A 13,964-nucleotide genomic window follows, 5' to 3' on the forward strand; every position below is an offset into this window, starting at 1 on the left:
AAGTTCCGCGCCGCGCCCTCAGCCCGCGCGTAGTCGCGGACGAAGGGGCGATAGGAAGCACGCTCCTCCGTGCAGAGGGCGATCTTGGCCTGCTCACACTGGGCAAGCAGCTTAGCCCCCATGCCCGGTGCCTCGATTGCAGTTACGTCCGCGAGGCCGTGCGCCTCAGCGTGGAGGAAGCGAGCTCGATTGCGGAGCCGCTCGTCGAAGATGTCGCCCCCGATCTCGTTGTCACCAATGCTCTTGATCTGGAACAGCTGGCCCCCGAGCACGCGGCAGAGGGTCAGATCCAGGGTACCGCCCCCCCAGTCGAAGACCAGCAGCACGCGGCCTTCCAGCTCAGCTACCTCGCGTCGGAAGTGGGGACGCCCGCGGAGATAAGCGTAAAGGGCAGCGACGGGCTCGTGGACGAACTGGACGACACCAATTCCGGCCTTCCGGGCAGCGGCGCGCAGTTCGCGCCGCTGCGGTCCTTCGAAGTCGACAGGGATCGTCATTACGGCGCGCTCGACCTCGTACGGCTCGCCACCCGCGCGTGGCTTGCGCGCATCGGCGCGAAGGAAGCTGAGAACCTCGGCAATCGCATCTGACGGAGCAATATCGCGGCCGTCCAAGTGGATCGGTCCGTCGCGCCGGAGGCTCATCTTCGGCGATCGCAGCAGCCCCTGTGGCGCCGCACCGTCCGTGCTGTCGAGGTGGGCGCGGGCGGAGCGCCCCACCACCACTTCGCCGCCCCGGTACCAGACGACGGACGGATGAGGCCGGTTGTCGGTCCGGTCTACGAGCGGTAGCGCCGTATCGCCTTGGATGACGGACACGAGGCTATTGGTCGTGCCGAAGTCTAGTCCGAAGACTCGTCCAACCACCTGAGTTCCCCCTTGATCACTCCGCGTCCGGATTCAATGCGATCCCTCACCACCTCGAGAATCGGTGGCTCAATTTCCAGCGCATCAGCTGCATCGGCCAGGAGCGGGTCGATGCGTCCGGCGAGCAGTGCCCGCATTCGCGCCAGTAGCTCGGCAGTCCCGTGCGCGCCGATCTGACGATGGTCCGCGACAGCTTGGTTGAGCCGCGCCACATCGGCCTTCAGAGCCTCCGCGTGCGCTTCGGCTGTTGCCAGCTTCTCGCGCAGCTCCCGCACTCGATCACGCTCGACAGCAAGCGCCGTATCCAGAACATTGGCTCGATCCTGTGCCTCGGACCGTGCGCGTTCAGCACCCAGGATCTGGTCGAGAGCAGCGGCCTGCACGAGAGACATGTCGCGCAGTTGCGCAACCCCCGCTTCCTGTACCCGCCCGCGGAGCTCAGCTAGCGCCAAGCGAGAGTCGGCGTCCGCCTCGCGCAGCGGCGCGAAGAGTAATGCCAGCATCTCAGGTGCGCTGAAGTCCGGCCGCGCATCGGTCACGAGCTTAATGGACAGCCGCAACAGGCTTTCGGCTGCGGCACGCGCGATGCGGTCCTTAGCCCGCAGAGCAGGTGCCAATCCTGCCGCGATCCGCCCGATCTGTTCGTGGGCAGGGGAAAGCGGATCAATCGAGACACCCTTCAGCCTGTCAGCCAGCAAGTGCCGCGTGGCATCCGCAAGCCAGCGACGAAGCGGAGCCGGCGGATTGCCTGCTCCAGCAAGTGCAAGTGTCTTGCGAAGGTCTGGGTCCCGGGCGCCGAGGTGCCGCAGGGCCTCTTCCGAATCGGTCATGGCGAAGCTGCCAGCCGCCCGCACCGCCTTCATCCAGTCCGCGAGCTTCGGAGCAGGGTCACCGTAATAAGCGGTGAGGGTCGGCTCTGGCGGAGTTGCCGTAGCCGTCCCCTCCGGGGGGGCCGGTGCCGGGCCTTCTGTAGGCGCACTCTCCGACTGGGCGTCAGTCTCCTCGGGCATCGGTCATCCTCTCGCGCTCCGCGGAGGCCCAAGTGCCGAACGGATAGGTGGCAGACAAGAGCCCGAGCGGCTCTGCCGCGGCGAGCGATGAAGCGCGAAGGGCTGCCTCCGCCCAAAGCGCCAAGGCTTTTTCCCGGTCAAGCGCATCGAGCGTGTCTGAATGTGCGACCTGCCGGCATTCCTCCTCAAGCGCAGGAGACCAGGCAGGGCGCTCGCGAAGCCGCCGCCAGAGGTCCAGAACGCGCGAGACACCGTCATCGAGCGGGCACACCCCGACCGTCGTGCCGCTACCGCCATGTGACGATGGCCCGACTGTGACCGATCGTTCGCCGGCGAGCGCTGCCAGGCTTTGAGAGGCTCCGTCGAGCGGCGCAAAGCCTGTCGGAGCCGAGGTTACGAACGCGTTCAGCGCAAAGCGCACGACGGCGCAGACAAGGTCTGCCAGTGGGCGCCGATAAGGCTGGAGACCCTCGAGTGCCGCGACGTAGAGCTCCCGGTAACGCGCAAATGGCAGCGTAACTTGAGCTGCCAACGGGCGATCCTTCACCAAGACGCCGCGGACGTAAGAGGCAAGCGCATCCGCGTAGGGACGTGCGACTCCCGAACAGGCGCGATCACTCAGGAAGGCATCTACCGCAGCGAAATCGAGTGCTTCGACAGCGAGATGCCGTTGGAAGGCGCGGTCGACCATGTCGAGCGCACGCTTCTCAGGAATCTGAAAGCGAATTCGATAGGTGGCCGTGATCGGCTGCGCCGCCCGATCGAAGTGATGCAGCAACTGCACGTCCACCAGTGCGTCCCGATGGCGTGCAAGGGTGGCGGGCACATCGGCGACCGCCACCGCTTCGAAGTCGGCACCATCAACGGCCAGCGTCGCTGCCGAGCAGTTTTGCAGAACTACCTCGAAGGCGCGGAGCGCGGTACCGACGCGTAGCTGATCGCGCGCGGGCGGCTCGACACCTCGAAGAAGCAGAACGGGTCGGGCCCCCCGATGCCGCTCGCCGAGGTGAGAGAGCATCTCCGCGACGGCGGCGAAGTCTGCGGCACAGAACGGACAGCGCACCCGGGGCGGCCCGGGCGGCAACGGTTCAGCCTGTGGGAGCGCCGCGAGGTACCGCTCCCATGCGTCCTCCTGAATCCAGCCTACCGTGGGCAAATCGCGTCGCCTGCCTCGCTAATCGTTCAGCGCGCGAATGTCACAGGCAGAGGATCCGCAAGCGGCCACCTGCGCGCCAATTTGTTGCGCGATCAGCCTAACAGGAAAGTAGCGCCACGTAAGCTGCGACAGAGCCGTTGGCCTGGGCGCCAAGCCGATAATGCGTGACGACATGTCTTTTAATTTGACATGTCGCTTTGCCTGACCTAGATGTGGTTGATGCTTACCGCCGAGCCCTCCCTTGCCGACCTTGCTGCCTCGTCGGGCATCGAGCCTCGCACGATCCGGTCCTGGGTTGCCCAGGGCCTGCTGCCGCCACCGCTGACGCGCGGGCCGGCCGCCCGCTACCCGGCTGACACCCTGTCGCGCCTGCTGGCCATCCGGACCATGCGCGACGCGCTGGGCATGTCGCTCACCGACATCCGGAAGGAGTTGCTGATCGCCAGCCCCGAGCAGATCGCGGCCTACGCGTCGCGTGCCGAGGCTCTCGCGAAGCCGTCCCCGACAGTGGTCCACTCGGCCTCCAGCGCGCTCGATTATATCGCGAACCTCCGCGCCCAAGCGCCCAAGCCCGCCCCCGCCGCGGCGGCGGAAGCGGTCGCGCCGAGGCCACGCGCGGCGACGGGGCTCGAGGCGCTGGAAAATCGCCTTGGGCAGGGACGCCCGGAGCCGGCCCGGAAGGCCCGCGCGGAGGAATGGCTCCGCATCCCTGTCACCCCCGACGTTGAGCTGACCGTCCGCGGCCCGCTCGACGCCGAACAGCGCACCCGCCTTGAGCGCTGCGCCGATCTGATCCGCGACATCCTGCTCGGGAGGGACCGATGACCGACACCACAACCCTGAACCTCACGGCTGGTCTGGATCGCGCACTGGCCTGGCACGAGGGTGGCTCCGTCCGTTACCTGGTTGCCGACCTCTCGGCGGCGGGCGAGCCCGCCCAGCGCGAGGTGCCGGCGCTGAACCTCGCGCTGGCGATCGACATCTCCGGCAGCATGGCCGGCAACAAGATCGACGCCGCGCGGCGTGCGGCCCTGGCTGTGGTCGAGGCCTTGACCGCGCGGGACCGCCTCAGCCTCGTTGCCTTCGACAACAAGACGGAGCTGCTGTTGGACGCCCGCCCCATGGACGAGGCCGGGCGCGCCGCCGCAGCAATCGCCATCCGCGGCCTGATCGATCGTGGTGGAACGAACCTTTTCGAAGGCTGGCTGCTGGCGGCGGAGCGGGTGGCGACCGCCATGGCTGTCGACCCGGCCGCCTCGCACCGCGTGCTGCTGCTCTCGGACGGTCACGCCAATGACGGCCTCACCGATCGCGGCGAGATCGCGGGCCATGTCGGCGCGCTGCTGGAGCGCGGCGTGCTGACCTCCGCGCTCGGGATAGGGGACGGCTATGACGAGCAGCTGCTCGGCGCCATCGCCGAGGCGGGCGGTGGCAGCCTGCACGACGCCGCCGGCGGAACCGAAGTGGCCGAGGTGGTGCTGGGTGAATTGCAGGAAGGCCGCACCGCCCTGTTGGAGCGCGTCACGCTGCGCGTCAGCGTGCCGGCCAACCTGCGGGCCGAGCTGGTCGGCAGCTGGGCGCACGCAGCGCTGCCTGGGGTTCTGGAGGTGATGGTTGGCAAGCTCCTGCCAGGCCAGACCAAGCGCGTGGTCGTGCGGCTGCATTGCCCCGGCGGTGCACCCGGGATGGTGCTGCTGCTGGGCGTCTCGGCTGGCGGTGCGCTGCCGGCCGGCGGCGAAGCGGTGGAGGCTCGCGCGGTGGAGGCCGAGCTGCGCCTTGCCCGTGGGACGGACAACAACGCCCAGCCACGCGACCGAGACCGCACGCTCGCGGTGGTCCAGGCGTGGACGGCCGACGTGCTGCGAAGCGCGGTGCGGATGAACCGTGAAGACGATCGCCGGGCCGCGACGCACTTCCTGGAGCGCCAGCTGCGTTGGCTGGAACCCTATGCCCGCGGCGTGCCCGGCACCGAGACGCTGGTGGCGGAACTGGTGCTGGTGCAGCGCCGGATCGGCGAGGAATGGGACGAACGGACCCGCAAGGAGGTCTATTCGGCCTCCATGAAGCGGGCACGCTACGAGGAAGACCTCCGCGCGGCGCCCCGCGCCTCGATCGCCGAGCGCTTTAGCCGGCCGCCGGGGCGGTGACCGTGCCGAATGTTATGGCCGAGGCGACTGACCTGCGCATCCTCCTGCCCGCCGTGGTTGCCGCGGCAGAGGCGGCGGGGCGCCTGCTGGCCGCCGAGTTCGCGCGGCCTGGCGGCCCGCGCGGCGCGGGCAGCCATGCTGACATCGACCGGGAGATCGAGGTCGGTCTGCGGGATGAGCTGCTCGAACTCCTGCCGGCCCGTTGGCTGGGCGAGGAAACCGGGGCGGATCTCGGGCCAGGCGGCGCCGATTGCTGGGTCGTCGACCCGAATGACGGAACCAGCGCCTTCCTGGCCGGTCATCGCGGCTCTGCGGTCTGCATCGCGTTGCTCCGGGGCGGCGTGCCCGCGCTCGGCGTCGTGCACGCGCCGCTGTCGCCCGATCGTGGGCCCGACACTATCGCCTGGGCCGAAGGCATGGATCACCTGCTGCGGAACGGGCACCCCGTGGCGCCACAGCTTGCGCAAGGCGCGCTCAACCCCGGCAGCATTGTCTTCCTGAGCCACAGCGCGCCGGTATGGCCAATCGGGAATGGGCGAGCGGTTGCGCCGGCCCGCTTCGTCGGCCTGCCCTCGATCGCCTATCGTCTGGCGCGGGTGGCCGCAGGAGACGGCGTCGCGGCGGTCTCGCTCAACGGCCCCTGCGGCTGGGACTATGCCGCCGGCCATGCGCTGCTCCGCGGCGCCGGTGGCGTCCTGCTCAACGAAGCTGGTGCCGAGGTCCGCTACACGATCGACGGCCACAGCAGCGTGCGGTGGTGCTTCGGCGGTGCGCCGGCAGCTGCGCGGGCGCTCGCCGCGCGCGATTGGGGCGCTGTCCGGCGCGGCCAACCCCTGCCTCGGAGAGTGACGCTTGTCTGGCCGCGCCTGGACGAGGGGCTCGCGCTCGACCGCGCCGTAGGCTGCCTGCTCGGGCAGGTCGCTGGAGATTCGCTCGGCTCGCTCGTCGAGTTCCGCTCCGCCGGTGACATCGCCCGGCAATACCCCGACGGCGTCCACGATCTGGCCGATGGCGGCACCTGGAACACCATCGCCGGCCAGCCGACCGACGACAGCGAATTGGCGCTCGACCTCGCGCGCACCCTGGCCGTGTTGTCCGACTGGTCCGCCGAGGCCGTGGCGGGCGCCTATGCCGACTGGCTGGCCTCGCGTCCCTTCGATGTCGGCGGGACTACGCGGCAGGCGCTCGCGGCCGCCGTCCGGGCTACGACGGACACGGCCGTGGCAGCGCGAGCGGCTGCGAACCGGGAGAGCAAGTCGAATGGGGCACTGATGCGCTGCGCGCCGATCGGTGTGTGGGCGCGCGACCCGATGGAAGCCGCGGCCGCGGCCCGCGCGGATGCCGAATTGACCCATCCCCATCCCGCCTGTCAGGCCGCCTCCGCTTCCTTCGCCGCGGCGATTGCCGCTGCCATCGGAGGTGCGGACCGCTCGGAGATGATGGCGGCCGCCGAGGCTGCCCTCGTTGGATCGGCCGAAGCTGACTTGCGCGAGGCCCTTGACCGCGCCCGCGGCGGTGAGGGCCCGCGTGACTTCATCCGCCAGCAGGGCTGGGTGCTCATCGCCTGGCAGAATGCGTTCCGGCACTTGGCCGCGGGCACGCCCTTGCAGGTAGCGCTATCGGAGACGGTGGCGCGCGGCGGCGACACCGACACCAACGCCGCCATCTGCGGCGCGCTTCTCGGCGCCGCAGCGGGACGCAGGGCGATTCCCTCTCGGTGGACCCTACCCATCCTCGCCTGCCGACCGGCGCGGGAACTCAGGGCCCCACAGCCACGGCCGGCCCGCTACTGGCCTGACGATCTCCCGGCGATCGCGGAGGCGCTGGTGAAGCGGCGGATGCTTCTGCAATGATGAAGCTCGGCCAGCAGCAAACTCTCCTGCGTCTGCTTGAACCGAACGCTCCACAGGGTGGATGGATGAACGTCAAGACGGAAAACCCCGGCGCCCAGTTCTGGTTCGTCGGTGCCAGCTACGGCGAGAAGGGAGACCAGACGGAGCGATTTCTCTCCGAAGGGATTTGGGAGAACGGCTACACGGATCGCTACCTCGACCTCGTCCAGGCCATGCGGCCCGGAGATCGGATCGCGATTAAGGCTGCATACACCCGCAAGCACGACCTGCCCTTCGACAACCACGGCCACACGGTTTCGGTGATGGCGATCAAGGCGATAGGGAAGGTCGTCGAGAACCTAAACGATGGCCGACGCGTGCGTGTCGATTGGACCAGGGTTGAGCCACCGCGGGAGTGGTACTTCTTCACGCATCGCGGCACCGTCTGGCGTGTTCTCCCCGGCAATTGGCATGAGGACGGCCTTATCAGCTTCGCCTTCGACAAGCAGGCCCAGGACATCGAGCGCTTCTGCAATGCGCCTTACTGGCGTGAGCGCTTTGGTACAAAGCCTGCCGGGATGCCCGACCGCTTTGCCTGGGCGTCGTTCTACGAAGCGGTAGCATCAGCGCTGCTGAAGTATCGGACCGATCGCAAGCCGCTGGTGGCGTTCATCGAAGAGTTGTCGGAACGTCTGCCTGCTGTGGGTTATCTCGGTAGCGATCGATATGACAATGGTGAGCAGGGCTTTGTGCGAGACATCTGCCCGTTCACCACGATGGGGTTGTTCAACCGTGGTGTGACCACCGAGAACCGACGCGCCATCGCCCACGAGATTGCCGAATTCCTCGGGGTTACCGAGCCGGTGCCCGCCATCTTCGACGGCATCCCAATCCTCAACAATCTGCAGTCCTGGTTCTTTCCGCGGGAGGCCGATCGCAAGCCGGATCACATCGATGCTCTGTGGCGCGTATTCGCGGCCGGGATTGCGTTGGCTGACACTGAAGAAGATGCCGCGCGCGCCGAGTTCGTTCGGGCGTTCGATGACGCTATGTATCGCCCCAAGGTGCGTTGGAAACTGACGATGGGGCTCTACTGGTCTCAACCCTGGGCTTTTGCAACGTTAGACCGGAACTCCAGGAACTACATCACCAACCAGCTTCGAGTTCCAATCAAGGCCAGCACTCCCAACGAACGCATCAGCGCGAGCGATTATCTCGATCTGATCGGTACCCTTCGCGCCCGCTTCGCAGAGGCCAGTTACCCCGCTCACTCGTTTCCAGAGCTATCGCTCGAGGCGTGGCGCCACCACGCAGGGAGTGAGGCGGCCGAGGAGGATGTGGAGCCGCAGGACGGCGTAAGCGGCGACGCTCGCGACGAGACGACGATCGAGGAGAATGATGACGGCCCCTCGCCTCAGCCGAATCTGACCGTCCCATACACTGTGACAGACATCGTCTCGGATGGCTGCTTCCTCAGCCTTGTAGAGATCGAAGGCCTCCTCGCGAGGCTTCGAGACAAGAAAAACCTGATCCTGCAAGGGCCTCCGGGCACCGGAAAGACGTGGCTCGCCAAGCGGCTTGCATTTGCACTTCTCGGTGCTCGGGACGAAAGCCGGGTGCGCACGGTTCAGTTCCATCCCAACCTCTCCTACGAGGACTTCGTGCGCGGCTGGCGACCTACGGGTGAAGGCAAGCTGGCGCTCGTCGAAGGGCCGTTCATGGAGGTGATCAGCGCTGCCCTAAAGGAACCGGGCGCAAAGCACGTCGTGGTCATCGAGGAGATCAATCGAGGGAATCCGGCCCAGATCTTCGGTGAACTCCTCACCCTGCTGGAAGCTGGGAAGCGCACACCGAAGGACGCCATCGAACTCTGCTACCCTGACGCCGACGGCAAGCGGCGGCCGGTCCACATTCCGGAGAATGTGTTTGTCGTCGGGACGATGAACATCGCAGATCGCTCGCTGGCTCTCGTCGATCTCGCGCTGCGCAGGCGCTTCGCGTTTGTGAACTTGGAGCCCCGGCTTGGAGAGGCGTGGCGGCAGTGGGTCGTCGGCGCGTGCAAGCTGGATCCGGATGGCGCGAAGGACATCGAGAGCCGGCTGCTGAAACTGAATGAGCGGATCGCGGCCGACGCGCGTCTCGGCAAGCAATTCAGGATCGGCCACAGCTACGTGACACCCGCTCGCGCGCTGGAGGCGGACGAGACCAAGGACTGGTTCCGCCAAGTTGCGCAGACCGAGATCCTGCCTCTGCTCGAAGAGTACTGGTTCGACGCCCCGGGCGAGGCGCAGAAGGCCTTCGAGGCAATGATGCAGGGATGGTGATGGGCGACACCATCGTCGCAACCGGCGGAGCGGGCAGTGACGGGCATGCCTTCGTTGGCCGGATACCCATACGGAACCTGTGGCTCCTGATGCTCTATGGTTCTGATCTCTATCGGGTGCTCGGCGGTACGAAGGTAGCGTTGGAGGAAATGCCAGATCACCTACCCGATCTGGTCGCAGAAATACTGGCGCACGCGGTGGAGGTCCGTCAGCGCCGGCAGCTCAGCCTTGGCTACCAGCAGCGCCATGCTGTGCTGAGTAGGGTCCGTGGTCGCATAGATGCCTTGACGACGGAGCGGCGTCAGCTGCTGTCGCGCGGCTTGATCTCGTGCCACTTCGCCGAGCTCACGATCGACACCCCGCGGAATCGGTTCGTCCGTGCTGCGCTGGAGACTGTCGCCAGGCTTGGCATCCAGCCGGATCTTGCGCATCGCTGTCGGATGCTGGCGAACACCATGAAGTCGATGGGGGTCTCCGGCGAAGCCCCGACGATCAGGCAGATGAGCCTCGACCGCTTCGGGCGACACGACGTTGATGACAGCCTTATGGTAGCTGCCGCGAAGCTAGTGTTCGACCTCGCCCTGCCAACCGAGGCGGCTGGGACGAACAGCTTCGCTATGCCGGACCGCGACGAGGTTTGGGCTCGACGGCTTTATGAGCGTGCCGTCGGTGGGTTCTACGAGGTCGCTCTGGCTTCCGCGGGCTGGGAGGTTCGGCGCGGCAGCACCCTGGAATGGCAGACCGCACACGCGACGAGCGGGATACAGGCCATCCTTCCGCAAATGCGGACGGACATCGTCCTGACGCACCCGCCCACCGGCCGCCGGATCGTGATCGACACAAAGTTCAACTCGATCCTCACGCGCGGTTGGTACAAGCAAGAGACACTTCGGAGCGGCTACCTGTACCAAATGTATTCGTATCTGCGTTCGCAGACGGGTCGCGGTGATGCCTTGGACGACAGCGCCAGCGGCTTGTTGTTACATCCCGCGGTTGACCAGAAGTTGGATGAGGCAGTGACCATTCAGGGTCACGTCGTGCGTTTTGCCACCGTGGATTTAGCAGCCCCGGCCGCAGACATTCGAGATCAGCTGGTGAGGGTAGTTCAGCCCAACGCGTCAGCCTGACGGGGCCTGGAAGCGGTCTCCAAGGCAACAGGTCGGCGAGGGTTCGAATCCGGGTGCACTCCTCCGCCAGTTCCCCCACGCCACCCGCCAAACCCCTCATAGCAAATGTGGCAACTTTTGGGCGTCAGGGTGGTTGATCCGTCTCGGAAAGAGAGACAAGCCGAGACATGGAAGACACCACACTCCCCGGGGCCACCACCTCCGACAGCCCCAAGCCGCCCCCGCGCCTGACCATCAGCTGGCCGGTCTTCGGCGCCTCGGGCCTCGTGCTGCTGGCGCTGGTCGCCTTCGCCGGCCTCATGCCGGACCGGGCGGCCACCACCTTCACCCTCGCGCAATCCTGGGTGATCGAGCGGTTCGGCTGGTTCTACATGCTGGCGGTGGGCATCTTCCTGGTCTTCGCCATCGTCATCGCGCTGGGGCGGCATGGCGCGGTGCGGCTCGGCGCGGATGACGAATTGCCGGAATTCGGCACCGGCTCCTGGTTCGCAATGCTGTTCAGCGCGGGCATGGGTATCGGGCTGATGTTCTTCGGCGTCGCCGAGCCCGTCATGCACTACGCCGCCCCGCCCCCCGGCACCGCGGGCGCGCCGCAAAGCGTGGGCGCGGCGCGCGAGGCGATGATCGCCACCTTCTTCCACTGGGGCCTGCACGCCTGGGCCGTCTATGCGGTGGTGGGCCTGGTGCTGGCCTATTTCAGCTTCCGCCGCGGCCTGCCGCTGAGCATCCGCTCCGCCCTCTACCCCTTCATCGGCGAGCGTTACCGGGGCGTGGCGGGCCATGCGGTGGACGCCTTCGCCGTCATCGCCACCATCCTGGGCGTGGCCACCTCGCTCGGCCTCGGCGCCGCGCAGATGAGTGCGGGCCTCGCCTACCTCCTCGGCCTGCGGACGGGCGCGGATGTGCAGGTCATGCTGATCGCGGGCGTCATCGCGATCGCGCTGGGCTCGGTGCTGCTGGGGCTGGATGGCGGCATCAGGCGGCTGTCCATCCTGAACCTGGTGCTGGCGGGGGCGCTGCTGGTCTTCGTCTTCGCGGCGGGGCCGAGCCTGTTCCTGCTGCAGGCCTATGTGCAGAACACCGGCGCCTACCTCTCGGACATCGTGGGCCGCACCTTCCGCCTGCACGCCTATGAACCCTCCGGCTGGCTGGGCGGCTGGACGCTGCTCTACTGGGGCTGGTGGATCGCGTGGTCGCCCTTCGTGGGCATGTTCATCGCCCGCGTCAGCCGTGGCCGCACCATCCGCGAATTCATCCTGGGCGTGCTGCTGGCGCCGGCCGGCTTCACCTTCGCCTGGATGACGGTGTTCGGGAACACGGCCATGCAGATGGACATGGCGGGCGGCGGGTGGCTGGCCGCGGCCGTCGCGCGGGACGAGACCACGGCCCTGTTCCAGTTCCTGGAGGCGCTGCCGCTCTCGGCCATCACCGCCTGGGTGGCCACCCTGCTGGTCGTGACCTTCTTCGTCACCTCCGCCGACAGCGCGGCCCTGGTGGTGGACACCATCGCCTCCGGCGGCGCGGAGGAAAGCCCGGTCTGGCAGCGCATCTTCTGGTGCGTGGCCATCGGCGCGGTGGCGGCGGTGCTGCTGGTCGCGGGCGGGCTCTCCGCCTTGCAGACGGCCACGCTGATCGGCGCGCTGCCCTTCGCCGTCATCATCCTGCTGGCCTGCTGGGGGCTGGCGCGCGCCCTGCGCGAGGAGGCGGACGCGCAGGCCGGCTACCTCCCCGCCCGCGCCCCCGCCTCCGATGGCTGGCAGCGGCGGCTCGGCGCCACGCTGCACCGCCCCGGCCGCGGCACGGCCGAGCGACACCTCGACGCCTCGGTGCGCCCCGCCCTCGAAGCCGTGGCGGAGGAGCTGGCGCGGCGCGGCGGCACCGCCACGGTGGCGGACCCCGCGGATGGCATCACGCTGGAGGCGGAACTGCCCGATGGGCGGCGCTTCACCTACGCGGTGCGGCTGCGCCCCATCAAGGAAGCGACGTTTGCCCTGGGCGGCGCCCGGCCGGCCGAGGCCAGCCGCCACCGCTGGTGGCGCGCCGAGGTCGCGGGCGCGGGCTATGACGTGTTCGGCTGGACCAAGGAGGATGTGATCGGCGACGTGATGGCGCATCTCGACCGCGCCCTGGCGCGCGGGCGCTGAGGCGCGATGTTCGGCGTGCTGCGCCCTGTGGCCACGCTGCTGGCAGGCGTCGCCCTGCTGCTGGTGGGCCATGGGCTGCTCACGCTGCTGCTGCCCCTGCGGGGCGCGGCGGAGGGGTTTGACGCGGTCGCCATCGGCCTGCTCGGCTCGGCCTATTTCGCGGGCTTCGTGGCGGGCTGCCTGCATGGGCCGCATCTGGCGCGCTCGGCCGGGCATATCCGCGCCTTCGCGGCGGTGGTCTGCGGCGTCTCGGCCTTGGCCTTCGCCTATCCGCTGCTGGTGGGGGAGGTGGCGTGGGGGCTGATGCGCTTCGGCTTCGGCTATGGCCTCGCCGTCTTCTACCTGGTGGTCGAATCCTGGCTGAATGACCGCGCGACCAACGCCACGCGCGGCCTGCTGCTCGGCACCTACATCATGATCAACCACGCGGCCATGGCGGGCGGGCAGATGATGCTCTTCGCCTATCCGGTGTCGGGGTTCGAGCTGTTCGCGCTGGCCGGCATCCTGCTCAGCGTCGCGGCCATCCCGGTGGCGCTGACGCGGCTGCCGCAGCCGCCCCCCATCACGGAGGTGCGCTTCCGCCCGGGCCGGCTGTGGCGCGCCTCGCCGGCGGGGTTGATGGGCAGCCTGATGGTGGGCGTGGCCAATGGCGCCTTCTGGGGGCTGGGCCCCCTGGCCGCCATGGGCTTCGGCCTGGATGCGCGGGGGGCCGCGGTCTTCATGACGGTGGCCGTGCTGGCGGGTGCCGTGACGCAGATCCCGGTGGGGCGGCTCTCGGACCGGATGGACCGGCGCCTGGTGCTGGCGGCGCTGCTCGTGCTCGCCATCGCAACGGGGCTCGCGCTGTTCCTGGCGGCGCCGGGCGGGGTGGCGCTGCTAGTGCTCATCGCCCTGTTCGGGGCGGTGGCGCTGCCCTGCTACTCGCTCGCGGCCGCCCATGCCTATGACCATGCCGACCCTTCGGACTATGTGGGCACGGCCTCCTCGCTGCTGCTGGTCAACGGGCTCGGCTCCATCCTGGGGCCGGTGCTGGCGGCGCTGCTGCTGCAGGCCGCGCCGGGCGGGGGGCTGTTCCTGTTCATGGCCGCGACCCACGCCGCGCTGCTGGCCTTCATCCTGTGGCGCCTGCGGCAACGCGCCGCCCCGGTGCCGGCGCTGCGCGAAAGCTTCGACGTCGCGGCCACCTCGCCCGCCACCATCGGCGCGGTGCTGACCCCGGCCACGGCCGAGGCCGAAGCGCCGCCGGCGGCGGGCTGACGCCTTGGCGCCGTGCCATCCCGCCATCGCCGCATCCCGCCGCCGCGCCGCGGCATAATAAAATACCGTCCACCTACCATTTCTTCACGCGACAAAATTGG

General features: G+C 68.3%; 10 protein-coding genes. 7 read left to right on the forward strand and 3 right to left on the reverse strand.

Annotated elements, in window-relative coordinates; translation table 11 throughout:
- From JTN19_RS11480 to JTN19_RS11490, 3 genes are all read right to left on the reverse strand, one after another.
- A partial coding sequence (locus tag JTN19_RS11480; RefSeq protein ID WP_340643316.1) for an Hsp70 family protein occupies positions 1-866 on the reverse strand: 866 nt, incomplete at its 3' end.
- Positions 842-1,696, reverse strand: coding sequence for a coiled-coil domain-containing protein (locus JTN19_RS11485; protein ID WP_206932563.1), 855 nt, complete (start codon positions 1,694-1,696; stop codon positions 842-844). The genes JTN19_RS11485 and JTN19_RS11480, both read right to left, overlap by 25 nt.
- A 163-nt stretch (positions 1,697-1,859) precedes the next feature.
- Positions 1,860-2,894 carry a hypothetical protein gene (locus tag JTN19_RS11490; RefSeq protein ID WP_206932564.1) on the reverse strand — a complete coding sequence of 345 codons (1,035 nt, stop codon included), beginning with the start codon at positions 2,892-2,894 and terminating at the stop codon, positions 1,860-1,862.
- A 357-nt stretch (positions 2,895-3,251) separates the two neighbouring features.
- Here JTN19_RS11490 and JTN19_RS11495 point away from each other — a divergent pair, with 357 nt between their 5' ends.
- The 7 genes from JTN19_RS11495 to JTN19_RS11525 all read left to right on the forward strand — a co-directional run bounded on the left by JTN19_RS11495 (position 3,252) and on the right by JTN19_RS11525 (position 13,863).
- Complete coding sequence (locus JTN19_RS11495; RefSeq protein ID WP_206932565.1) at positions 3,252-3,857, forward strand: helix-turn-helix domain-containing protein; 606 nt, start codon at positions 3,252-3,254, stop codon at positions 3,855-3,857.
- Positions 3,854-5,179 carry a vWA domain-containing protein gene (locus JTN19_RS11500; RefSeq protein WP_206932566.1) on the forward strand — a complete coding sequence of 442 codons (1,326 nt, stop codon included), beginning with the start codon at positions 3,854-3,856 and terminating at the stop codon, positions 5,177-5,179. Before JTN19_RS11495 ends, JTN19_RS11500 begins: the two co-directional genes overlap by 4 nt.
- Before the next feature lie 14 nt (positions 5,180-5,193).
- Positions 5,194-7,032 (forward strand): inositol monophosphatase family protein, encoded by a 1,839-nt coding sequence (locus JTN19_RS11505; protein ID WP_206932571.1) that lies wholly within the window; start codon positions 5,194-5,196, stop codon positions 7,030-7,032.
- Positions 7,029-9,335, forward strand: coding sequence for an McrB family protein (locus JTN19_RS11510; RefSeq protein ID WP_206932574.1), 2,307 nt, complete (start codon positions 7,029-7,031; stop codon positions 9,333-9,335). Before JTN19_RS11505 ends, JTN19_RS11510 begins: the two co-directional genes overlap by 4 nt.
- Positions 9,335-10,462, forward strand: a complete 1,128-nt coding sequence (mcrC, locus tag JTN19_RS11515; protein WP_206932577.1) for a 5-methylcytosine-specific restriction endonuclease system specificity protein McrC — start codon at positions 9,335-9,337, stop codon at positions 10,460-10,462. The genes JTN19_RS11510 and mcrC overlap by 1 nt, the downstream gene beginning before the upstream one ends.
- Positions 10,463-10,629: 167 nt before the next feature.
- A complete protein-coding gene (locus JTN19_RS11520) occupies positions 10,630-12,606 on the forward strand; it encodes a BCCT family transporter (protein ID WP_206932578.1) in 1,977 nt (658 codons plus the stop codon).
- Between the two features lie 15 nt (positions 12,607-12,621).
- Positions 12,622-13,863: an MFS transporter gene (locus tag JTN19_RS11525; RefSeq protein WP_206932580.1), complete on the forward strand. Its 1,242-nt coding sequence runs from the start codon at positions 12,622-12,624 to the stop codon at positions 13,861-13,863.
- The last annotated feature ends 101 nt before the right edge of the window (positions 13,864-13,964 follow it).

The sequence above is a fragment of the Roseococcus thiosulfatophilus genome, from assembly GCF_017311575.1.
GTDB lineage: Bacteria > Pseudomonadota > Alphaproteobacteria > Acetobacterales > Acetobacteraceae > Roseococcus > Roseococcus thiosulfatophilus.